This window comes from Streptomyces sp. NPDC055749, assembly GCF_053617235.1.
In genome coordinates, this window is the sequence record NZ_JBSHFH010000043.1 from 32,447 (window position 1) to 54,524 (window position 22,078).

The window sequence follows — 22,078 nt, forward strand, 5'->3', positions numbered from 1 at the left end:
GATGTCCAGGTAAACCGCGGGCGTACGCTGTACAGCTGGCCCTGCCGCCCCTGCCTTCCCCAAGCTCTTAATGAGCAGGGGATACCCCATTCCCTGCGAGGACGCGGCGTTGACACGCAATCGTTGACACGGAATCGGGGAGTAGAAGGTGCTTGAGAGTGTGGGCGCGCTGACCGGCAGCCCATGGATCTACGCAGTGGTCGCCCTCTCGGTACTTCTGGACGTCTTCCTGCCCGTGCTCCCCAGCGGAGTCCTGGTGATCATGGCGGCCACGGCTGCGGCAGCGGGCTCGACCACGGTCGCCGGATCGGCCGGGGCGGCGACGCAGCAGGTGCCGTCCCTCCTCGCTCTGATCCTCTGCGCGGCCACCGCATCGGTGCTCGGTGACCTCGTCGCGTACCGACTCGCCTGGCGCGGCGGCGACCGGCTGGACCGAGCCATCGCCCGCTCGCGCCGCCTCACCACGGCGCAGGAACGTCTCGGCACGGCGCTCAGCCGTGGCGGGGGCGCGCTGGTCGTCATCGCCCGGTTCGCACCGGCCGGCCGGTCCGTGGTCTCCCTCGGCGCGGGCGCCGCACACCGCAAGGTGAAGGAATTCCTGCCCTGGTCGGCGCTGGCCGGTGTCGCCTGGGCCGGCTACAGCGTGGGCCTCGGCTACTTCGGCGGCCAGTGGCTCGGCACCACATGGCTGGGCACGGCGGTCTCGGTGTTCACCCTGTTCCTGGTGGGCGCACTGGCCGCGCTGGTCGTACGCCACCCCTCGTCGGCACCGGAACACCCGGTCCCGGTGGCAGCCCCGGCCCCGGCAGTGGTCACCGGCTCCTGACCCTCAGGTCTTGGCAGCGCCCCGTACCTCCAGGCTGTCCAGCAGTCTGTGGGTCGCCTCGGTGATCTCGTCGACGGCTCGGTCGAAGGCTTCGCGGTTGTGCGCGGCCGGCGCACGGAAGCCGGACACCTTGCGCACGTACTGGAGAGCGGCGGCCCGCATGTCCTCCTCGGTGGCCTCTTCGGGCATGGCGGGTGGGCGAAGGGTCTTGATACTGCGGCACATGAGTCCAGTGTGTACCGGCCCACTGACAGCGGCAGTACGGCTCCCCTCCGCCCCCCTCTCCTCCTGCTCAGGCGGCCAGACCGCTGAGCGCGTCCCCGATGTACTTCGCGCCCAGCACGACCAGCACGGTCGTCATGATGGCCGCGTTGTGGCGGGCCATCCACGCCTTCCACTCCCCCAGCACCCGCGAGGACTTCTCGCCGCCGAAGAGGTAGACGGCCAGGGGCAGCATGGTGCACAGCGAGGCGATCACCACCATCAGCACTGCGGCGACGGTCTTGCCGCCCGTGTCCGCCGTACTGGAAGCGATGGACACGGCGCCGCCGACGGCCAGCACGAGGTTCTTCGGGTTGGCGACGGCGAGGGCCGCCGCGAGACCGGCCGACTTCCCCGGGGTGAACGAGTCGATCGCCTTCATCCAGCCCGGCTGCTCCGCCTCCTCGCCCTCCCTGGCCCGCCCCTTCCACTGCTTGGCCCCGAGCAGCAGGAACAGCACACCGAGGCCCAGCTTCAGCCACAGCGTCCAGGTGGCGGGCCCGTCGTCGCCCTCCGACGCGTCCGCCCCGGACCCGGCCAGCACGACCACCGTCACCAGCAAGGCGAGCGACACCGTCCAGCCGAGCGCGAAGGCGATGCCGTTGGAACGGCCGCGCGGGGTGGCGAGCATCAGGATCACGGCGATGAGCGGCAGCGGGCTGATGGCGATACCGACGGCCGAGGCCAGCATCTGCCCGATCGCATCACCCACGACCCGGCTCCACCCGCTCGATGACAGGAATGCCGTAACTGCCGTCGAGCACGGCCTGCTCGGGGGTGTAGAGCCGGAGCATGGGCCGGAAGTCCCCGTCCGGTGCGGGCAGCCAGTTCGCCGCCGCTGCCGGGTCCGCGGGCCGGTCCTTGGACAGGTACAGGGTCAGGGAGCCGTCGGCGGCGTACACGAGTCCCGGCGTGCGGTCGCCGATCGAGTAACGGCCCACCGGGTTCTCGACCAGGTAGTAGTCGGGTACGTCGTACATGGTCACCGACCAGAACGACTCGACCGGCGGCGGCTTCGCGAAGCGCATGACATAGGAGAAGGCCCCGTCGAGCGTCCTGCCCCTGGAGTCCTCGAAGGTGTGCGCGTAGACCGCCTCGTAGCCGTGGTTCCCCCACAGCGCGGTCCGAGCGGCCACCGCCCTGACCAGGTAGGACGCCTCGCGGTCCGCGATCTTCCACTCCGGGGATTCGATCGTTCCGACGCCGAAGTGGTCGAGGTTGTAGTCGAAGAGGTGCGGATTGGACTCCCAGGCACCGAGCGCCGCCCGGTCCGCCTCCGGCGCCGGGCGGGTGGCCGCCTCCACACGCGCCTTGCCCCGCGCAAGCCCTTCCGTCAGCGCCTGTACGAGGTCGGGCCCGGCGGGAACGTACGGCGAAGGCCCCTCCTCCAGGAGCCCCAGCGGCTGGAACCTGTCCTGGTATGCCCGGTCCTCGGCGGACGGCGGGAAGTCGGCCATCCAGACCCGGAGCTGCTCGAAGAACTGCAACGCATCGGGTACGCCGCCGTCGGGGGCGGGCAGTCCGGTGCGGTGGGGCGCGGCGTCGAGGTGGCTGAGCGAGAACTGCCGCTGGAGCTCCCGGACGCGGGGCAGGTCCTCGGGCCCGTCGCAGGCGTTGCGGCCGACCACCGTCACGATGGAGGTCGGCGCGTCGATCACCCCGCTCATGCCGTCGGGCACACCGCCCGACCAGCCGGGCGGCACGATGAGCCAGTCGCTCCTGCCCGAACCGGTGGCACGGCGGCCGACGTAGGCGAAGTTGTTGCTCCACACGTCCACGAACTGGAGCACGTAGTACGCGCCGCCGGTGTCGGGCACATGCAGGGTGATCGGCCCGCCGGACAGGTCGAGTTGGGCGATCGAATACAGGGTGTCGTTGTTGACCGACACGAAATGCGCTTTGGCATCGGCCAGTTGACCGGAGTGCGCGAACCGGTTGAAGGGGGTCGGGGGCAGCGAACCGAAGCCCTTGCGCATGAAGGCCTCGACCATCGACAGATCGAAGACCAGCGGATATCCGTAGACATAGGCCTCGGCGGCGAGATCAGCGAGCTCCTCGGAATTCTCCACCACGGGTATTCCTCTCCCCTCGGTCAGTCGCGCACGGAAAGCTTCGGCATGGACCAACTTCCGTCCAGGACGGCAGTCTGCGGCCCGTAGACACGAATGGCGATCGTGAAGGGGCCGTCGGGCGCGGGCAGCCAGTTCGCCGCCTGCTCCGGGTCCTGCGGCCGGTCCTTCTGTACGTACAGGGTCAGCCCGCCGTCCGCGTCGTGGACGAGACCGGGGGTACGGTCGCCGATCGAGTAGCGGTCGGCGGGGTTGTCGACGAGCAGCCGTTCGGGCAGCCGGTACATGGTGGCCGACCAGAAGAACCGGGCCGGCGGCAGCTCTCCCGGAAGGAACCGGACGGTGTAGTCGTGCGCGGACGCGTCCGGTGGGCGGTTGCCCCGGTCGTCCTGCAGCCACCCCGCGTACCAGGCTTCGGCGGCCGGGAGCCCGTACAGCCCCTTGTCGACGCCGACCGCGCGGGTCAGATAGTCGTCGCCGTGCTCAGCACGCGTACCGAACCAGCCGGTGGAGTCTGCTGCGTCCCTCTTCGCCGCCTCCAGCGCGGCCCGTGCATCGGCGATGCCCTGTTCCACGGCGGCCAGGATGTCCGGCTTCAGAGCGGAGGGCTCGAACTCCCCGCTCCCGTCGACACCCAGCGCGGCGAGCCGCTCGCGCAGTTCCCGCTCGCTCTCCAGGACCGGGAAGAACTGCAGCAGGAAATCCAGGACCGTGAAGAACTCGGCGGTACCCAGGTCCTCTTCACGCCACACCGGCCAGACGGGTTCCTCGGCGGGGTGGGGCGCCGCCGAGTCGAGGAACTCCGACAACGGCCGCAGCCGGTACTGCTCCTGCACGGCCCGCAGCGCGGTCACGTCGCCGGGCCCCGCCAGATACGTACGTCCGAGGATCCCGATGAGGAAGGTGTCCGCGCGCAGCACCCCGGCGATCTTGTCCGGCACGTCGCCGCGCCAGCCGGGTCCGGCGACGAGATAGTCCCCGGCTTCCTGCCCGGTGGTACGCGCGCCGACGAACCCGACGTACGAGGTGTCGAGGTCATGGAACGGCAGGACGTAGTAGCGATCGACGGCGGGCACGGACACCACCCACGGCTCGGCCCGCAGGTCCAGCCAGGCCCAGGAATAAGGGGTGTCGTTGTTCGGCGTCACCACATCCGTGTTGGCCGGGGTGAACGGCTGCGAGTAGTGCCGGAAACGGCCGAAGCCACCGACGGACCGGGGGTCGTCCGGGTCGATGGCCTGCGGGTACATCGTGCGGTAGTTCTCCAGGAGCGGGTATCCCCAGACCCAGGCCGAGGCGGCCGTACTGCGCGCGGCCTCGGCCGTAAGGGGTCCCGCCGTGTGATCCGCGGCCATGTCAGAAGGCCGACTTCGAGCGGTCGGTGCACAGGGCCCAGATCACGAAGACGTCGATGGCGATCGAGACGATGGCCCAGACCGGCTGGTACGGCAGCCAGACGAAGTTGGCGATGATGCTCAGCGCGGCCAGGCCGACACCCGCGCCACGGGCCCAGTCCGAGCCCTTCAGAATGCCGTAGCCGACGACCAGCAGGATCACACCGAGGATCAGGTGGATCCAGCCCCAGGTGGTCACGTCGAACTCGAAGACGTAGTTGCGGATACGGGCGTACACGTCGTCGGTGGCGATTCCGGCGATGCCCTTGACCACCGCGAGGACACCGTCCACGAGCAGGAGGACACCGGCGAACATGGTTCCTCCGGCAGCCCACGCGCTGCCGCTGCCGCTGCCGCCGGCTCCGTCGAGGTCGGCCCGCCGCGAGTTGCCGGGCGTGGGTGCTGACTGTGACATGGGGAACTCCTTCGCCGCGCAGGCTCACCGGCCTGCGGATCTGGCCTGCATTCACGTCCTGCAGATCAGAACCGACCCTGCGCGCCCCGCAGCGGCCCGGCCACTCGGCCGCACCCGTACAGGTGAATCCCTCACGGCGCGGTGACGGTGACGACGTGCCCCTGGGCGTCCACGGTGACGGCGACCCGCTCGACCCGGTTCGTCAGGGCCACCACCGCCCACACGGACCCCCAGAGCAGGCACGAGAAGACGGTCAGGATGGCGTGGAGCACATGGTTCACCGGCTGCCCCCGCACTAGAACCACCTGCGTCGCCGACCGCGACTCCACCCGCCACCCGTCGGCGATCCGCTGATTCACCACCCAGTCGAGGATGAGACCCCGCCGCAACGCATCGGGCGGCTCCGCGCCCCCTTCGTAATACCCGGGAGGAGGCCCCACGGAGACCGCCCCCGCCACCCCCGCCGACCGTTCCGACCACCTGGGCCCACGACGACGCACCACGGGCTCACCTCCAGGTATCGAGATCGCCACCGCGCCACTCGATCAGCTCCGGCTGATCGAGATCGATCTCCTCGACGCCCGCCGCGAACCCGGCCTGCCGCAGGAACGAGGCAACGTCCCCCCGCCCATGCGCCAGCCCGACGATCTGACCGTGCACGGTCACCCGCCGCCCTCCGGTGGTCGAGGGCGGATACACGATGACAGGCGGATGACCAGGCATGTATCCACGGTGCGCCCAGCCCGGCCGGGGCGCATCCCGGCCGGGGCCGCACAGAGCGAGCCGACGTCATCGGCGCACCAGGTCAAGGGCACGCTCCGGTCTCTCACACTGACGGATGACATGCGTGCGCAACCTTGCACATTGCTGCCCCGCACGCACCGACTCTCCCTACGGTCAGCGGTATTCCCGCTGATCGTAGGGAGAGGAACGCAGCATGCAATGCGGCAAATGCGGAGGCCAGATGAGCAAGAACGCCGGCGGCTGGTGGACCTGCTGGGGCTGCGGCAACAGCCAGCCCGGTTACGGGGGTCCCCCTGGCCCGGCGACTGCCGCCATGGAGCCACGAGCGGGCCCACACGGGAGCACGTCCGCCCCGGCAACTTCTTACAACCCCTTACAACCTCTTACGAACTCTCGGTGAAGGTGACGGACCAGGCGTAGCCACTCAGACTGTCGTGCGGGACCCGCCGGACCTCTCTGACCTGGCAACCGTCGTGGGCGTACTTGAGCGCGAACCGGTCGAGACGCTGCGCGTCGGTGAGTTCTTCCATGGAGAGCGGAGCTCCGACGACAAGGTCCTCGTGAAGGACCGAGTCCGACGCGGCGTCGTCTGAACAGACCGAGCAGTGATGCGTTCTGGGTAGGGCCATACGTTCAGTGTGCTCCTATCCCGGCCGCCCCGGAGCCGCGAAGCCCGCCGACCCCGGTTTCCACTGTGTTCAAGCGGGCACTGGCTGCTCCCTCCCTGGGAGTGCACAAAGGGAACCGGAGGAGACGATCGAGGCGCGGATGTTCATCGATTTCACAGCGCGGAGCGGTCCGGAGGATTCGAACGGTGACACCTGTCAGCCCTTGGCCCTAAGGTGTGCCGGTGATCTTCAAGAGGAAGCAGAAGGCCTCGGACATAGGCGCCGTCGTAGCCGAGCTGGAGCAGGCCGTTGACGCACGCGACGGTGCCCGCACCGAACGTGCCTTCACCGCCACGCTGAATGGCCTGCAGCAGGCGCCGGACACCGAACGCGTCCTGGCGGGCCCCCGACTGGCCGCGCTGCTCCCCGCCTTCCCGCCCACCGGCCCGCGCGCACTCCTGGGGTCGGCGGCCGGCTTCTGCGTCGAGAGCGGCGCCGATCCGGCGGCCTGCGCGGAGCCGATCCTTGACTGCGTCCACCAAGACCTGCTCGACGCCCTGGAGTTCGCCCGCCGCTGGACCGCCGCCGGCGGAGACGATGACGAACTGCCCGAGCCCGACGTGGAGATCATCGACGATGCGCTGCTGGCCCGCCTGGGTGGCGACGCGTACGAGGCCACACGGTTGGCACTGGCCTGGTGCTCGATCGAGGAATGGCAGCCGCCCGCGCTGGCCGTACTGTGCCGCAGCGCAGAAGTACGCCGCCGGCACGCACCCACGCTCCTCCCCGCCTGCCGCGACCTGACAGCCCTGGACCGGCACGACCTCAAGTGCCTGACCTACGCGCTGGCGGTCCTGGACGACGAGCCCCTGGTGGTGCTGCATCGACCCACCGGGAGCGGGTTCGAGGTACGCATCGGCGGCGTCGGGGACAACTTCCAGTTGCACACGCTGCTGGCCCACGTCCTCGTCGGCGGCGGCCACGTGCCCGGCACCGCCCCTTCGGCCGAGAGCGTCCGCCTGGCCACGGACCGCAACCCCGCCCGAGGACGCACCGAGACCGTCGCGACCGGAGCCTTCGAACTCCTCGCCCCCGACGGCGAGCGGATCTGGAACGAGGGGCTGCCCGACGACATCCCCGTGGTGGAGGGCTACCGCCTGCTCGTGCTGGACGAACCGCTGTATCAACGCAGTTGGAACGCCGACCGGTTCTTCCCCGATCTCCCGGGCACGGCCGAACTGACCCGCGTCCTGTCCACCGACGAGGCACGAACCTGGTTCGCCAGAACCTCGTCCGAAAACGCCACCGCCATCGACTGATCGACACCGCCTGCATCCGGCTAGGACTTGTGCGGCCGATCATGCGCTTGTGATGGAACGTGCATGATGTCGCCCAGTTCCTGGCATCTGCGACGCCACCACGGCCAGGCATCCGGAGCGTGAGGGTCGGGCAGAGTGCGTGCCAGGAAGTCGGCATCGACTTCTCTGACGACCGACGCGATTTCCCGGGCTGCTCGTCTGTCGAGAGCGCCGATGGCTCGCTCTATCAGGAGGCGTTCGTCCCAGATGTCGTAGCCGGGCAAGTGTGGTTGGGGCAGGTAGAGCGGCCATCCCGGACGGCGTACGAAGCCACGCCAGCAATGGACGGCGTGTTCGAGCGCCCGGACGGGAAGGCCGCGTTCGGCCTCGAACCGCGCCGCCTGGCGGCGCGTGTGGGGTGAGAACTGTGATGACCGGCGCAGGTAGTCCTGAAGATGGGACCGGCGGACGGCGTCCAGACGTAGAGCAGCCGCCGTCTTGCGGGGCATGACTCTTCTTTCGAAGTAGTGATCTCGGCGAGTCATTCTACTGTGTGATCTTGCGGTGGTTTATGTCCTGAGCCAGATGGCCAGTGACGCTGCGGTTGCGGTGCCGAGGTAGACGTAGCCGCGTCTGTCGTATCTGGTAGCGACGGCTCCGACGTGCTTGAGCTTGTTGATGGCCCGTTCGACGGTGTTGCGTTTCTTGCACGGCTCTTCGTCGAAGCCGGGCGGCCGTCCGCCGCGTGAGTCTTTGCCCAGGCGGGCGGCCTGGCTGTCGGTCTTCTCCGGGATGGTGTGCCGGGTGCCGCGTTGTTGCAGGTAGTCGCGGACGGGGCCGTTACTGCGGGCCTTGTCCGAGGCGAGGCTGTCGGGCTTCTTGCGGGGTCTGCCCGGCCCGATCCTCGTGCTGATTTGCCCGCACGAATCACGCCACCTGCCACAACGCCTGTTGCTGACCGGACGGACTAGCCACATGATCGGCCGGACAGGTCCTAGTCGATGTCACTCGTAGATGTCAGCCGCCCGAGTCGACGGACTCTGTCACCGCTTCCTCCGGAGCTTCCGCATCTTCGCTGCGGCTTCCTTCTTCTTTCGTTGCTCCACCCCGTACGCCGACCACGGCCCCTGATGCTTGGCACACCGCGAGCTACCGATGATCGCCTTGCTCTGGCACCGACCGCCGCTCTGCGTGGGAGCACCACACTTCGACTGAGCCATCCCGACCCCTTCCGTCTCCGGCATCGCCATCGATCAGACGCACGAAATGCTCTCAGCGCTCGCTACGCCAGGGGAGGCGCGAGAACAGCGGAAAGGAGCACGACGGCACACGACTCCGAAGCGCCTCGCTTCCCACGTACCCCTGGAAGTCAGCTCTCCTGCGCCCCTTGCGGGAGGGGTTCTCCAGGTGGCAACACACCAGGACCTACGGCGCATCCGCCTCCAGCTCCGCGCGCTCCAAGGCCGCGATCGTCTTACGCCGCCACCGAATGACCGCAACCGAGCCGGCCACCGCCACCAGCAGCGCCGCAACCGCAATGCCCCAGGCCAAGGCACCTATGAGATATCCGGCCGACTCCATCACTACCCCCTCGCGTACGGCCCGCCAACGGCTGACCGGAACCTCGCAGACGATCTCGCACGGTATCGTCCGGCACCATGCCGTTTCCCGATGAGCGCGGTCACGTTGCCGTGGTGGAGTACCGGCCACAGTGGCCGACGGAGTTCGAGCTGCTTGCCGGGGTGTTGCGAGATGCGCTCGGTGAGCTCGCGCTCGGGGTCGATCACGTGGGATCCACCTCCGTACCGGGCCTGCCGGCAAAGGACTGCATCGATGTGCAGGTGCGGATGCGAACGATCGACGAGGCGCGGGACGTACCGCTGCTGCAAGCGGCCGGCTTCCGGTGCCGCCCGGAGCCGTGGAACCGTATCGAGGTCTCCGGCGGCCGGCGGTGTCACAAGCTCGTCTTCGCGCCGCCGGTCGGCGCACGCTCGTGCAACGTGCACCTGCGCGAGGGAACCGGGCCCAACGCCCGGTTCGCCCTGCTGTTCCGGGACTATCTGCGTACGGACGAGGTGGCCCGTCGGGCATGGGGGGCATTCAAGCAGCGGCTGGCGCTGAGTGTGCCGGACCTGTTGGACTACGGCCAGATCAAGGCCCCCGCAACGGAGGTGCTGATGGCCGCGGCCGAACGGTGGGCCATCGAAACCGGCTGGGACGCTGTCGCGGCGGCCTGATCAACATCAGGGGCGGAGGGCTCCGGTGTGCACTTCGAGAGATGTGCGGATGGCGGACTCCAGGGCTCCCTCGATCCATGCCGGCTTGATGGAGGTGTGGCAGCCTCCGAAATGCAGAGGGCCTTCCGCGGAGGGGATATCCCGGAAGAGCTCGGTGTACTGCCCGGGGAACAGGACGGATGCTTCGCCGTACGCGTACGGGTCGCGCATCCAGGACTGCGTACGGCCCACCCGGTGTAGAAGACTTCGACGCGCTGCCCGTACACGTCCTGGACGCCGCCGTGTGCCCTCGGGTAGCGCTCTTCGTCGTCGAAGGAATCCCACTTCAGGGCGTCGTCGGACCAGGAGTAGGAAGCCAGCAGTACGCCTCCCCGGCTGCCTTCGACCGGATGGGAGGGTTCGAACATGAAGCGATTGGGGTTGTCCGAGGTCGAGCCGCCGCCGATGACCTGGGCGGCCTCCGGCTGATCGCGCTGAACCGCACGGTGCGCCGCGTAGTGGACACGCTGCCCCCGCGAGATGTGCCCCTCTGGTACGGAGGGATGGGCACCCAGGAGTGAGGCGTCGGCCGGGGCGCTGCCGAGCCGGTACCGCCCGTACAGGCCGGGCCTGACCGCATCGAACTCTCGGTGAATTCCCACCACCGACGGGAGAACTCCAGCAGCACCTTCGTCGCCGCGTCGTAGTGCAGCTCTGTGATGGCCCGCCGCTTGCCGTAGGACAGGGCGGGCGTGAAGGTGATGTGGCGCAAGCCCGATTACGGCACCGTGATGATCACCTCGTCGCCGGTGAACGCTTCCCGTTCGATCCTGCCGCCCCGGCCCTCGGACACGGTGTGCACCGTGACACCACCGCTTGGCCCGTGCTCGATACGTACAGCGCGCCGGTCCAGTCGCACCGCGCTCCTGACGCGCGCGTAAAGGGCGTCCGCGAGGGTCGCGGTGCCGTCCGGCAGCTCGTAGAAGGCGGTGTCCGGGCTGATCAGCGCGGAGGACAGGAAGCTGTGGAGGAAGGCGAGGTGGAGGCGGGACGTCACGTTCTCGACGGTGCCGATGAGGTCGATGGTGCGGTCATCGAGTCCGGCTGCCTCGGTGAGGTAGCGGAACATCGACCAGGATCCGTAGCGCTGGATGACCGATGCCCAGCCTTCGACGAGGTCGTCGCCCTGCTTTCCGTCGATCAGGGCGCGCGCGGTCGCGAGCGCCGCGGTAGATGTCGGCGGCCGGGACGTCCTCGTACTTCTTGGGCACTCCGAAGGAACGGTTGACCGTCTGCGGCTTCTGCCGATAGTCCGCGCGACGTGCCCGGACCCCGTTGACTCGTGGCCACCGGTGCGGAAGGTCTTGATCCGGCCGCCGACCCGGTTGCCGTTGGCCTCGATCACGGTGACGTCGTGCGCGGCCTGCCCGAGCAGATGGGCAGCGACGAGACCGGCGGGCCCCGCACCGACGATCAGGACTCGCTTCCTGCCGCCGCTGCCACGCGGCAGACCGCCCTCCAGCAGGATCTTGGCGTACTGGGGGACGAGGGACTCGTTGTCCTCTCCACGTACGAGGATGGCGCGGGCCACCGAGAGACAGGTCTCCCAGGAGGCACCTGCTGCCGGCGCGACCGGTGCGGGCAAGGGTGCTCGGGGAAGTGCGGTGGCGGTCGAGGAAGGGGTGAGAGCAGCGGCGAGTGCCGCGGTGCTCGTCGCCGCTACAACCGCACGCCTGGAGAGGCGAGTGTCCATTCAGGTGATCTTCGGCCCACAGCCTCTGCATGGTGATCAGGACACACGAACAACTCCGCAATGCACCCTGGCAATTCACCTCGGCCTCCTCCGGGACGGCCGGGCGTACCGGCGGCGGGACTACGCCGTACTGCTGCGCACTTCACCGACCGCGCGGCCCACCGCCGAGTCACGCAAGAGGGTCACGGGGGTCCTCCAATCAAGTCAGTTGAGCGTCTGCGGCTGGTGAGGGTCGGTGGTGGGCTCGGTGGTGGCCGCATCTCGCCGCTGCGCAGCACCCGTTTGGAAGACTGGGGCTTCTGTGTACTGGTATGCCGTTGCCCCCGATGGCTCTGGCCGGTAGGACCGTCGGTAGAGGCCGAAGGCACCGAGGAGGAAGCAGAAACCCACGATCCTGGCGACAGTCGCCATTGGCGTCGATTCCAAGTGGCTGTACACAGGACCCATGATGATCGTGCCGCCAACGCCTGCGCAGACGTCCGCCCAGCCTCCAAGTCGCGGCGACGAAACCGTCTTCCTGAACCACGGGGGGACCCATCCGACGGAGATGGCAGCAATGCCAGGAACGAACGTCAGGAGCCAGTACAGGGCCAGCACGGTCCATCCGATGACATCCACAGCGAGCCCCCATGCGACAAGTGTGCGACTCGATGATCGCCAGGCGTGATCTTTGCATGTCAGGTTTGCCGCCGGTAAGTGGCCACCGCCTTTTCGATACGGCCCGACCAAGCACCTGACGGCCCAGCGACGGCCCCACCTGGGACTGGGCACCGTTCCAGGAGTGAGGTGGGCGAGTTGGGCGCTGACCTGTTGCCCCCCGACTCGGGCCGAGGCTGGTCACATCCCCAGCCGGATTCGTGGTGCCGCGACAGGGGGCCGGATCGTGAAACCAAGCCGCCTGGCCCGGCAAGGCGCCGGAGCGTGAGCCTTGTCGCCTGCCTGCTCGCGTTGGTGGGATGCAATCCACACATGTACGACGAGGTGCCCGCACTACGTGACGCGAAGCGGGCGGAGATTGCGGGTTCGTGGCTCTGCGTCGACCACACCGAAGTCACTCTCCGGTCTGATGGAGAAGCCGTCGTCCATCTCCTGGACGGGCAGGAGTTCGACTTCGACGACGAGTGGCGGCTGTCGGGCACAGGAACGTGGGAGTTGACCGACGAGCGCATGGGATGGAACGACGGTCAGCATGTCCGCGTGACTCTCACATCGCGCACAGCATCAACTACTCGCGCGCCGGATCCGGGCGAGTCGCCCGACGAGCCAGCCGAACGCACCCCGGCGCCTGAGGCGTACACATGGACGTTCGAGTTGCGGCGCGACAACAGGGAAGAGCTGGAGCTCTACTTCTTCTTCGGCGACCCCGACTCCCGCAGTACATACGTCCTGGAGAGAAAGCAGCCGTAGCCCGCCCGCGGGAACCTGACCGAGCTCCTCACACGAGCGGGGAGGCCAAGGCGAAATCTTCGCCGCCGTAGAGAGATTCATAGTGGATCTCAAACCGCAGCCGTCGCCGGATCAGATCGTCGAACTCAGCATGTTGATCTCGGTCGAACGGTGCGAGCCTCAGCAGAAACACACTCTGCCCAGACGTCAGAACCGCACCACCGGACAGCGCGTACTTCTGAACACCGTCCGGAGCCTGTGCCAGGACGCGGCCGAAGGACTGTATGTCCCACTCCCCGATGTACTCGCCGTCGAAGTAGACCAGGGTCCGGGTCACGATAGCGGGGCCGAGCCCTGCGTTGATCAATTTGATGCCGGCTTGGTGAGCGACTCCATCCCGTATCCGCCGTAGCTGGAGAAGGGGACGTACGGACTGTCTGTTGTGTCGCATGCTCAGCCGCGACTGGACGACTGAAACGTAGAGTGACCCCAACGCGATCACCGTGGCCGCCCCGGCAACTATGGTTTCCACGTCCACCCTCCCCCAAGGCGTCGCTATCACAAGGGCAGGCGTACCCGATCAGCGGCCGTTCGACTCCACGCGTACTGCTGCAAGTGCGGTTGGGCCGCTGGAGGCTCAGTGGACAAGTCGGACCATCAGCGCTCTCGCCCGCTGGACCAGGCACGGCTGGGGCACGAGCTTCCAGGTCGTACGCGTCACTTCCTGCGGACAGTCGCGAGTGCCAGCACCATGCTGGTGACCAGCACGAACACCAGGAGCGAGGCGAAAAACAGGGCTTCGATCCAGCCAGGGTTCCCACCCGTAAGTACGGCGTCCGCAGAAGCGCATGCCACCTCCGGCGGAAAACTCTGCCGACGCAGGTCGCCGTAAGCGTTCGGCAGGCCGTCCAGCGCAAATCGCCCAGCTAATGAGGAAGACACTCAGCGAGGCCAAAGAGACGCCCCACAAAGCGGTCGGGGGGCGACCTGCCTCGGATCCTGCCGGCGATGCCGTCATGACCGGGAGAGTACCGGCCGAATTACTTGGCTCTGCGAGCAGGCGCGGACGCCTTGGGCCGCGCCTGCTCGGCTCTTCCTGGGTCGAAGGTGGCCGGGGTGGGAGCCCACGAACAAGGCCCAGGTCACGGCTTACTGCCGTGACCTGGGCCTTTGCCGTGATTCCTACTGGTGAGCGCGGACGGTTTCGAACCGCCGACAACTGCTTTGTAAGCCTGGCGCCGGCCGCCGATCGGTCTTCCCGGGCCAGCCACCTTATGAAGGTGCCGCACCGACCAACTAGTGCATGCTCCTTCTCGTCCCCTATCTGACCGTGACTGACCGTACGTTCTGGCACGAACCTGGCACGCGAGACGTCGTCGACCTCTTCAACTGCCGTCGGCCGGGTCTTGCCAATGCCACGGCAGCGCTGGAGGAAGCCAAGACTGCTCACCACTCCGCTCAAGGACTGGCGCCTCACAGTCATCTGGCAAGGGGGTTGCATCGATCACGGCCTCCAGCGTGGACTGGACGTAGCGCAGGTAGCCGCGTACGTCGCGAATCTGACGCTCGCGGTTGTCTTGGCCGATGCCGCGCCACCCAACGTCGAAGCACAGCTTCACTAGTGTCCTGTATCGGGCGCGAACGTCATCGTCTCCCACGGAGAGAAGGTCAGTTTGCATGCCCTGACGGACCGAACCGAGGGCTGCCGCGCAACACTCTTTAGCCTGCAGGCTCAACTGAGGCTCCTCCAGCAACAGGTCTGGCAGCGATGGTAGCCACGCGTAAAGCTCTGCGAGCCGTTCCAAGAGCCGCTGCGCAGCCTCTGCGGAACGCTGCCGCGCCCACTGTCGCCGTGCCAATGCGCTGTTGGCCGCTTCCTGAGAGGCAGCCAACTCGGCTTGGGCCGCGATGGTTCTTGCAGTTTGCCATCGGGCGACGCGCACTGTGATGGCGCCGCCGGCCAGCGTGCCTATGAGCGCACTGGCTGTTTGGGCCACCAGTTCCCACCAGCTGCTCATGCTTGGGATTCTGGGCACCACCCGCGCTCCTCAAACCCGCGCCAGCGAGCCCTTGTTGGCTGGACACGAGGAATGCCGCGGCGACGGATGCTCTGAAGCTTGAGAATCACGAGCGGTCCGTACCGGTTCGATCCTCTGACTAGGTGGAACGGCTTCATTCCATGCTTCGGCAGGGACCGATCGGGCCGGGGCGGGCTGGCTGACACCTGACTTGTAAGCTCGAACCCCGCTCGGTTTACCGTGGATCTGACTGACCGCGCTGGCTGTGCTGGGACGCAGGGTGGCGTCAGCGTCTGCTGGTGTTGATGTCAACCGTGGATGTCAGTGAAGCTCTCGCTTCTTGCGCCGCCGAATGTTCTCCGTGACTCCCTTGGCCTTGCGCTGCAAACAGCCAGTCACGCTTCCGTGAGTCCCCTACGCTGCGCGTCATGACCACACCTGTCAACCGACCTACCGAGGTCCCCGGCCGCGTAGCCCGCTGGAAGGCCGGCCGCAGCCAGCGCGCAGCCCAGCGTGCCGCAGCTGGCAAGCTCGCCCCTACAGCCCGCTGGACGCTTGGCCTTACTGGCGCAGCCGCGTTAGGTGCTGGCGCAGTGGCCGTCTTCATCACCGAGGTGGAGGCTGGTCCCGTTGCGCTCGTCACTGTTGGAGCGGTCCTTCTGATCATCGCCGTCATGGGCCGTCGGATTACATCTGTATCCCTCATTGATGGGGGGATGACCTTCGAGGAGCGGGTAGAGCAGCAGCTAAGCCAAGCTGGTACCCCTGAGCAGGCACTTCAAGTAGCTACCGCCGCCACGACAGTCGCCCCCGAGGTCCAGAAGAACGAGCACATCTCGCGCATGTCTCACTTCGCGTACGAGGAAGTTGTTGTCGATCGCCTGACTTCCGCCTTCGGTGCAAGTGTTGTTGAGCCCCGCCAAGATCGGCGGGGCGCATCTAGGTACGACGTTTTGGTGACACGCGAAGGTAAGCGGGTCGGTGTTGAGATTCTCTTCGGCGACCCGAGCAGGACTGTCGACAGGCGCAGAGTTGAAGACCGGGTGCTCCGAGCATTCGTTGAGCCGGACCTTGACGCATTCATCGTCGTCTGTAACCAGGCAGAGCCCACTCGCTCCTTCCTTGAAAAAGTCAGCGACCTCGTACCACAGGGCAAGGGTTTTCAATACGTCCGCTGGGCCGACGACACGGACACCCCTGCTCTTCGACGTGTCGTCGAGGAACAGTTGTAGTCAGGCTTCCTGCGATGGGACACGCTTTCAAGTCTGTTGATGCCCGCTGAGCGGTGTACGAAGCTGTTCACCTGCGTTCGCGCCGGGGTAGCGGTCAAACGGAACACAGACCGCGCTGAACGAGAGGGAACTGCGGCAGGATCAGCAGGAGACAACCAGGGGCACTCAGTGCCAGAACTCGGACACCTAGTGCCAATATCGGCGAAGCGCATCATCGCCGATACACGTGACCTACGATACGCACACCCCGAGAGGAGGGGTGCATGATTCTGCGGGAGTTCCTGTACGTAGACACTGACAAAGTCAGGGCAATGTTGGCTCAGCTCGATGGAGGCATTGCGGAGGAATCCAGGGAGACCGAACGCAAAGAAAGGGGGACAACTGTCGGACCGCGCGTTGCCGGCCAATATTTCCAAGGCACCGGAACTGAGACGTACACCAATAAGTCGCTTGGTGACGCCTTGTTCCCGATGCTCGAAGAAGCTCTAGAGTCGGAATCGCTACTTCGGGACGTATCTGAAGAAGTCTCTGACGCGCAGCAGTGGAGGTCCGGTGAATTGAAGAAGGATTTGCCGCCAGGGTCGTTGGTCAGAATCACGGCCATGGGCTCCTTGTTCGATACGCGCTATGCGGCCTCAGCATTTGCTGCCTTTGGTTCCGTGGTGATGGGGCTCAACGATCTCGGCCACCTGCCAACTGCCAAGCCAGCAAGTCAAGGAAAGAGCAGACAGGGAGGACAGCAAGGGCGGGCGCCTAAGCAAAGAATGACGGACGGGCCCGCACTAGAGGAATCAATCCCTGACTTCCCTGACATCGGGGGCGCCGATGGAAAAACCCTGAGAGCGTTCGTGCGAGTCTCTAAGGGCGTTTTCGCGCCCGGCCTTCACGTGAACCTCGCTCCAGCAGAGGGTATCCTTATCAACTCGCGCCTCCAGGAAGGGCGTCAATACCTGGACAGCGAATCGGACATTCTGTTCGCTCGATACGGTGCAGAGCAACAAGAGTGGACCGTGGTCGGCAGCATTGGGAGTTATGGCACAGAGGAGACCTCTCTGCCCGATATGAATTTCCACAACGTGGACGGCTCGTTGAATCGGGCGAAGTTCGCCGAAGCCATGAATGCTCAAATGCGAAATCTCGGCCGCCTTGGGTTCATTGACCTTCCGCAGCAGCCGGGCTTTTCGCTCATCCCCTTTGCCGTCTATCGGTCAATTCCTCGGAGTGGCGCCCTGGTAGTTGCCGAATGACGTGAGCAGTCCCCAGCGAAGGCCGGGGTGGTGCCGGGCGGGTGCGCGCTTCGAGCGGACTCGACCCGCACACCTCTTCATCCCGAAGCAATTGGGTCCGCTCGCTATCCTTGGGCTGCTGTGCCTGTTACCTGCGCTGATGGTCCACTGACGTCCACGGGTGTTCGCGGTTGTGTGTCGCCGTTGTCACGCAGCTAGACACTCAGGCTTCGCGCGATCCCTTACTCCTCGCCGGGCGGTTCGAGTAGGTCGCGGGCGAGCCGGGGGACGGGGTGGTACCGGAAGTCGACTTCGTCTGACCCGGTGGGTGCTGCCTAGTCGACTGCGAAGGGTTTCACACGAGGTGCCGCGTCGTTCGGGTTGGCCGTACTGACTGCCGTCCTACTGCGAGTCAGATGACGTCGGCCTGCCCCTGATGCGGCTGCTCCAACTGTTGTTCCCGCTTGCGCTGCTCCACCCGCAGCAACTCTACGTTCTCCGCGAACCTCTCCAGGTTTACCGCCGCGTCCGCATCCGAGTATGGCGTAATGCCCAGATCGAAGGCCGTGACGTGCTGCTCTACCTGGTCCGCGGTCTGCTGAAGGTTGTATGCCCGCTCACGGAATTTGAAATAGCCCGTCACCGCAGTTGCGAACGCCAGGAACGACCCCAGCACGATCAGGATCGCCTTACCCGGCTGCGGGGTCTCCCAGAAAGCCGTAGTCGCCGTGGTACCCACGGACGCGAAGAACACCCCCCACTGGAACCAGTTATGAATACGCCGGTAGAACCGTGTATCCCGCCTCAGACGCTCTACCACCCGCGGTATGCGCTCCCGGTAGCTGTTTCTATGCTCCCGCGTGGGGCGCGCCTGTGAGGCGTTGAGGATCCATTGGTCATGGATGATCTCCAGTTCTCTGCGGAGCAGAAACACCGGCCTGACACCATGTTTCTCGTCCTTCACCCGCAGAAGGAAGCCGACCAGGAACACCACCACTAGGACCAGTATCACCGCGATGGTCACGATGTTGAACGTGCGTAGGTCCGGTACTTCTTCCGACCACAGGTTTCCCCACCCGGCCACTGCGAGAACTAGCGGCGTCACCGCAAGCGGTACCAGCCGGAGCCACCGCGACAGAAGAGCCCTGCGTATACGGCGCTCCGCTGTCGCTACGCCCCGACGGTAGGTGATAACGCTGTTCGCGTATTCGTGCTGTTGAGTGGGCTCTAGACTCCATCCATATTCTTGTTTTGGGTCATTGAGGGATTCAATCACCTCTTCAACGAGGCGGCCCCAAGTGGAATCCGAGTCCGCGGCGAAAACGCTCTCAAGTCGCATGTACGGCTTGTATCGGTCAGGTGACCCATACCTTTGATGGAAGACGTAAGCGCCGTCACTGTCATATCTGACCTGCCTGGCTATTTGGACATTTATGGTCCACTTGAGTTCTTCTCTATCGGTCTTCCAAGCGGCGGAGAGGATCGCGGCTACGCCCTCCCAGGTCAATACGAAGTCCTCGGGGAGGGGGGTGAGTATGTCGGCCTCGGATAGCCGCTGGTCTTCGTATGCGAGGTGATGCAGGACATCCCCCACCCACGGTTCGTAACTGCCAGCGGTCTCGGGTTCATATTCGCGCGGCACGTCGGTAAGGCCAGACATCGTGGAGTGGCTCCCGGTCGAGGGTGGTGGTGTGCGTCGACGGCACGCTACCGCCCCCTGTTCTCCACAAGCACGTAACTCTCCTGCCGGGGAGTGGAGTTGCCCACCCCTGCCCCTGAAGGGTGCCTCAGGCCTCGCGCTTGCACGCTCGCTCAACCCACCATTTACCCCAGCTTCCATCCCGTCCGCCTTCGACCCACACACCGTGGAGCGGCCCGGCCACCCTCGGCGATCTGCTGCGGGTGGCCGGGTCCACCGGCTTCGACCGCTGGCAGGACCAGATCCGCCGCACCGGCGGCTGCTCCAACCCCATCCACCTCTCCGGCTGGACCCTCACCAAGGACAAGACCACCGGCCAAACCCTGTACCGCTACTCCACCGACACCGAGCCCGGCGGAAGGCTCCGCGTCGCATGCGGCAACCGCCGCGCCTCCCGCTGCCCGGCCTGCGCCTGGACCTACTCCGCCGACACCTACCACCTGATCCGCGCCGGACTCGCGGGCGACCAGGACAAGGACGTCCCCGCCACCGTCCGCGACCACCCCCGCGTCTTCGCCACGCTCACCGCCCCTTCCTTCGGCCCGGTTCACAACCGCCCCGACTCCGGACGCTGCCGCTGCGGCACCGCCCACCGTCCTGACGACGAGGCCCTCGGTACTCCGCTCGATCCCGAGTCGTACGACTACGCGGGCGCGGTCCTCTTCAACAACCATGCCGGGGACCTGTGGCAGCGCTTCACCAACCGGCTCCGGCGCGAGATCGCCGCCCGCGCCGGCCTCACCCAACGCGAACTCAAGGAAACCGCGCGGGTCTCGTACGGCAAGGTCGCCGAGTTCCAGAAACGCGGGGCAGTCCACTTCCACGCCGTCATACGCCTCGACGGCCCGGACGGACCCGACAGCCCACCGCCCTCCTGGGCATCGGTGCAACTGCTCGACGACTCCATCCGCGCGGCCGCCGTGCACGCGTACACGACCACCACCGTCCCGGCCGCCGCCGGCCAACCCGCTCGCCCGCTGCGCTGGGGGACCCAGCTCGACATCCGCCCCATCCGCGCCTTCGACGCCGGGACCGACATCACCGAACAGGCCGTCGCCTCCTACGTCGCCAAGTACGCCACCAAAGCAGCCGAGACCACCGGCACCATCGACCGCCGCGTCGGCAACCGCGAGGCCCTGGTCCTCCTCGGCGTACCCGACCACCCGCGCCGCCTCATCGAAGCCTGCTTCGACCTCGACGCGCTCTACCCGGACCGGCGGCTGAGCGCGTGGGCTCACATGCTCGGCTTCCGCGGCCACTTCTCCTCCAAGTCCCGCCGCTACTCCACCACCCTCGGCGCACTCCGCAAGATCCGCGCCGACTACCGCGCCGCCCAACAACGCGAAGAACTCGGCCTGCCCGACCCGGACCAGGACCCGACCGTCCTCGTCCTCACCGACTGGCAGTACGCCGGACAAGGCCACAGCCCAGGCGAATCCGTACTCGCCGCCTCAATCGCCAGAGGCCTGCAACACAACCGCGAAACCGCACGCGATGCCCTCACCCTGGAAGGAGACATGGCCGCATGACTGACCGACTGCTCACCGTGGAGGAGGCGCTCAACTCCTCGGTACAACCACGCGCTTCCCCCGGCGCCTGATCGCCGAACGGCGGATCATGTTCGTGAAGGTGGGGCGGCATGTCCGCATTCCTGAGAGCGCGTTGGCTGACTTCATCGCGGCTAACACCGTCCAGCCGATCGTCACGAGTCGGCGGCGCTTCGGGGCGGTGGCCTGATGGCGAACCAGAAGGGCAAACGCCGAGGGTTCGGTTCGGTCCGCAAGCTGCCGTCCGGTCGCTTTCAGGCCCGGTATCCCGGCCCGGATGGTCTGTTGCGTTCGGCGCCGGAGACCTTCCCCACTCAGACCGATGCTGATCGGTGGCTCGTCCGCAAGGAAGCAGAGATCCTCGACGGCCGATGGAAGAACCCGGACGACAAGGTCCTCTTCGGGGTCTACGCCGACGCCTGGTTCAAGGAGCGCGACTACGCGGCAACCACCCGCGAACGCAACGGCAGCGCTCTACGCCTCCACATCCTGCCGACCTTCGCGAACGTGGTCCTGAGCGAGATCACGACAGCGCAGATCCGCCGCTGGCGCGCTGGCCTCCTGGAGTCCGGCGTCGGTGAGCCGACGGTCGCCAAGGCGTATCAGATCCTCCGCGCCATCATGAACACCGCGGTCGACGACGAGGTTATCCAGCGCAACCCCTGCCGCATCAAGGGCGCAGGGGCGGCCAAGACAGCCGAGCGGCCGTTCCTCGATGTCACCGAGGTCTTCCAGCTCGCCGACGCCGTGCCGGCGCGCTTCCGAGTGTTCATCCTCCTGGCGGCCTTCACCGGCCTCCGCTTCGGGGAGCTCGCCGCACTCCAGCGCCATGACGTCGACCTCGAGCGGCGGACCGTCGCCGTACGGCGTGCCCTGGCCGAGACCCGCACGGACGGCATCCTGGTCAAGGCGCCCAACAGTGCGGCCGGTGTGCGCACCGTCGCCTTCCCGGCCTCGCTGACGGAGAGCCTGGCTGCCCACCTCACTGCCTACGCCGAGCCGGGTCGCACCGGGCTGCTCTTCACGGGAGCGAGGGGCGGACAGCTTCGGCGGAACAACTTCCGCCGCCTGTGGTTGCGGGCCCTGGAAACAACAGGTCTGGGAGACGTCCACTTCCACGATCTGCGCCACACCGGGAACACCCTCGCCGCGACCGGCGGTGCGACCACGCGCGAACTGATGCAGCGGACGGGCCACTCGTCTGTGCGTGCCGCGCTGATCTACCAGCACCTGGTGAACGGCCGCGACCACGCGATCGCCGCCCACGTCGACGAGCAGATCAGAAAGGCCCGGCCGGCAGAGCCCGACGACGCATCTGGCACGTAAGTGGCACGACGCCACTCCCCCGCCGGATTCGCGGAGGAACGAACAAGGCCCAGGCTCTCG

22 protein-coding genes and 2 pseudogenes are annotated in these 22,078 nt (G+C 66.7%); 9 read left to right on the forward strand and 15 right to left on the reverse strand.

What is annotated here, in order from left to right:
* Positions 1 to 148 precede the first annotated feature (148 nt).
* Entirely contained in the window at positions 149 to 826 is a 678-nt protein-coding gene (locus tag ACWGO0_RS27255; RefSeq protein ID WP_453540405.1) for a DedA family protein, read from the forward strand.
* A 3-nt stretch (positions 827 to 829) separates the two neighbouring features.
* Here ACWGO0_RS27255 and ACWGO0_RS27260 read toward each other — a convergent pair whose 3' ends face one another.
* From ACWGO0_RS27260 to ACWGO0_RS27295, 8 genes are all read right to left on the reverse strand, one after another.
* Positions 830 to 1,051 carry a DUF2277 domain-containing protein gene (locus ACWGO0_RS27260; protein WP_453540408.1) on the reverse strand — a complete coding sequence of 74 codons (222 nt, stop codon included), beginning with the start codon at positions 1,049 to 1,051 and terminating at the stop codon, positions 830 to 832.
* Between the two features lie 67 nt (positions 1,052 to 1,118).
* Positions 1,119 to 1,799 (reverse strand): GAP family protein, encoded by a 681-nt coding sequence (locus ACWGO0_RS27265; RefSeq protein ID WP_453540411.1) that lies wholly within the window; start codon positions 1,797 to 1,799, stop codon positions 1,119 to 1,121.
* Complete coding sequence (locus ACWGO0_RS27270; protein ID WP_453540414.1) at positions 1,792 to 3,159, reverse strand: DUF1254 domain-containing protein; 1,368 nt, start codon at positions 3,157 to 3,159, stop codon at positions 1,792 to 1,794. The genes ACWGO0_RS27265 and ACWGO0_RS27270 overlap by 8 nt, the downstream gene beginning before the upstream one ends.
* A gap of 20 nt (positions 3,160 to 3,179) precedes the next feature.
* Complete coding sequence (locus ACWGO0_RS27275) at positions 3,180 to 4,511, reverse strand: DUF1254 domain-containing protein (protein ID WP_453540417.1); 1,332 nt, start codon at positions 4,509 to 4,511, stop codon at positions 3,180 to 3,182.
* A 1-nt stretch (position 4,512) separates the two neighbouring features.
* Positions 4,513 to 4,965, reverse strand: coding sequence for a DUF7144 family membrane protein (locus ACWGO0_RS27280; RefSeq protein ID WP_453540420.1), 453 nt, complete (start codon positions 4,963 to 4,965; stop codon positions 4,513 to 4,515).
* Between the two features lie 131 nt (positions 4,966 to 5,096).
* Positions 5,097 to 5,327 (reverse strand): hypothetical protein, encoded by a 231-nt coding sequence (locus ACWGO0_RS27285; RefSeq protein ID WP_453540423.1) that lies wholly within the window; start codon positions 5,325 to 5,327, stop codon positions 5,097 to 5,099.
* A gap of 145 nt (positions 5,328 to 5,472) precedes the next feature.
* On the reverse strand, positions 5,473 to 5,688 hold the full coding sequence (locus ACWGO0_RS27290; protein ID WP_453540426.1) for a hypothetical protein: 216 nt from the start codon (positions 5,686 to 5,688) through the stop codon (positions 5,473 to 5,475).
* Positions 5,689 to 6,092: 404 nt separating this feature from the next.
* Positions 6,093 to 6,338 (reverse strand): hypothetical protein, encoded by a 246-nt coding sequence (locus ACWGO0_RS27295; RefSeq protein WP_453540429.1) that lies wholly within the window; start codon positions 6,336 to 6,338, stop codon positions 6,093 to 6,095.
* Between the two features lie 221 nt (positions 6,339 to 6,559).
* Here ACWGO0_RS27295 and ACWGO0_RS27300 point away from each other — a divergent pair, with 221 nt between their 5' ends.
* The gene (locus tag ACWGO0_RS27300; RefSeq protein ID WP_453540432.1) at positions 6,560 to 7,636 is read left to right on the forward strand and encodes a hypothetical protein; all 1,077 of its coding nucleotides are present in this window, start codon (positions 6,560 to 6,562) and stop codon (positions 7,634 to 7,636) included.
* Between the two features lie 20 nt (positions 7,637 to 7,656).
* Here the strand turns inward: ACWGO0_RS27300 and ACWGO0_RS27305 are convergent, their stop codons facing one another.
* Positions 7,657 to 8,124, reverse strand: coding sequence for a hypothetical protein (locus ACWGO0_RS27305; RefSeq protein ID WP_453540435.1), 468 nt, complete (start codon positions 8,122 to 8,124; stop codon positions 7,657 to 7,659).
* Positions 8,125 to 8,184: 60 nt separating this feature from the next.
* Positions 8,185 to 8,592, reverse strand: a complete 408-nt coding sequence (locus ACWGO0_RS27310) for a hypothetical protein (RefSeq protein ID WP_453540437.1) — start codon at positions 8,590 to 8,592, stop codon at positions 8,185 to 8,187.
* A 681-nt stretch (positions 8,593 to 9,273) separates the two neighbouring features.
* On the opposite strand from ACWGO0_RS27310, the gene ACWGO0_RS27315 reads away from it, so the two are divergent.
* Positions 9,274 to 9,852, forward strand: a complete 579-nt coding sequence (locus tag ACWGO0_RS27315; RefSeq protein WP_453540440.1) for a GrpB family protein — start codon at positions 9,274 to 9,276, stop codon at positions 9,850 to 9,852.
* A gap of 6 nt (positions 9,853 to 9,858) precedes the next feature.
* Here ACWGO0_RS27315 and ACWGO0_RS27320 read toward each other — a convergent pair whose 3' ends face one another.
* Positions 9,859 to 10,062 (reverse strand): FAD-dependent oxidoreductase, encoded by a 204-nt coding sequence (locus ACWGO0_RS27320; RefSeq protein WP_453540443.1) that lies wholly within the window; start codon positions 10,060 to 10,062, stop codon positions 9,859 to 9,861.
* A 115-nt stretch (positions 10,063 to 10,177) separates the two neighbouring features.
* Positions 10,178 to 11,584, reverse strand: a pseudogene (locus ACWGO0_RS27325) (flavin monoamine oxidase family protein).
* A gap of 921 nt (positions 11,585 to 12,505) precedes the next feature.
* Between ACWGO0_RS27325 and ACWGO0_RS27330 the strand changes: the two are divergent.
* On the forward strand, positions 12,506 to 12,991 hold the full coding sequence (locus ACWGO0_RS27330; RefSeq protein WP_453540446.1) for a hypothetical protein: 486 nt from the start codon (positions 12,506 to 12,508) through the stop codon (positions 12,989 to 12,991).
* Positions 12,992 to 13,019: 28 nt separating this feature from the next.
* Here the strand turns inward: ACWGO0_RS27330 and ACWGO0_RS27335 are convergent, their stop codons facing one another.
* Together ACWGO0_RS27335 and ACWGO0_RS27340 are read right to left on the reverse strand one after the other, a co-directional pair.
* Entirely contained in the window at positions 13,020 to 13,502 is a 483-nt protein-coding gene (locus ACWGO0_RS27335; protein WP_453540449.1) for a hypothetical protein, read from the reverse strand.
* An 853-nt stretch (positions 13,503 to 14,355) separates the two neighbouring features.
* Positions 14,356 to 14,988, reverse strand: a complete 633-nt coding sequence (locus tag ACWGO0_RS27340) for a hypothetical protein (RefSeq protein WP_453540452.1) — start codon at positions 14,986 to 14,988, stop codon at positions 14,356 to 14,358.
* A 593-nt stretch (positions 14,989 to 15,581) separates the two neighbouring features.
* On the opposite strand from ACWGO0_RS27340, the gene ACWGO0_RS27345 reads away from it, so the two are divergent.
* Positions 15,582 to 16,220, forward strand: coding sequence for a hypothetical protein (locus ACWGO0_RS27345; RefSeq protein WP_453540455.1), 639 nt, complete (start codon positions 15,582 to 15,584; stop codon positions 16,218 to 16,220).
* A gap of 263 nt (positions 16,221 to 16,483) precedes the next feature.
* Positions 16,484 to 17,467: a DUF6414 family protein gene (locus ACWGO0_RS27350; RefSeq protein WP_453540458.1), complete on the forward strand. Its 984-nt coding sequence runs from the start codon at positions 16,484 to 16,486 to the stop codon at positions 17,465 to 17,467.
* Positions 17,468 to 17,858: 391 nt separating this feature from the next.
* On the opposite strand, the gene ACWGO0_RS27355 is transcribed toward ACWGO0_RS27350, so the two are convergent.
* Positions 17,859 to 19,106 carry an SLATT domain-containing protein gene (locus ACWGO0_RS27355; protein ID WP_453540461.1) on the reverse strand — a complete coding sequence of 416 codons (1,248 nt, stop codon included), beginning with the start codon at positions 19,104 to 19,106 and terminating at the stop codon, positions 17,859 to 17,861.
* Between the two features lie 140 nt (positions 19,107 to 19,246).
* Here ACWGO0_RS27355 and repSA point away from each other — a divergent pair, with 140 nt between their 5' ends.
* From repSA to ACWGO0_RS27370, 3 genes and pseudogenes are all read left to right on the forward strand, one after another.
* Complete coding sequence (gene repSA / locus ACWGO0_RS27360; RefSeq protein ID WP_453540464.1) at positions 19,247 to 20,674, forward strand: replication initiator protein RepSA; 1,428 nt, start codon at positions 19,247 to 19,249, stop codon at positions 20,672 to 20,674.
* Positions 20,671 to 20,882, forward strand: a pseudogene (locus ACWGO0_RS27365) (excisionase family DNA-binding protein). The gene repSA and the pseudogene ACWGO0_RS27365 overlap by 4 nt, the downstream one beginning before the upstream one ends.
* Positions 20,882 to 22,018 carry a tyrosine-type recombinase/integrase gene (locus tag ACWGO0_RS27370; RefSeq protein ID WP_453540467.1) on the forward strand — a complete coding sequence of 379 codons (1,137 nt, stop codon included), beginning with the start codon at positions 20,882 to 20,884 and terminating at the stop codon, positions 22,016 to 22,018. Before ACWGO0_RS27365 ends, ACWGO0_RS27370 begins: the two are co-directional and overlap by 1 nt.
* Positions 22,019 to 22,078: the final 60 nt, after the last annotated feature.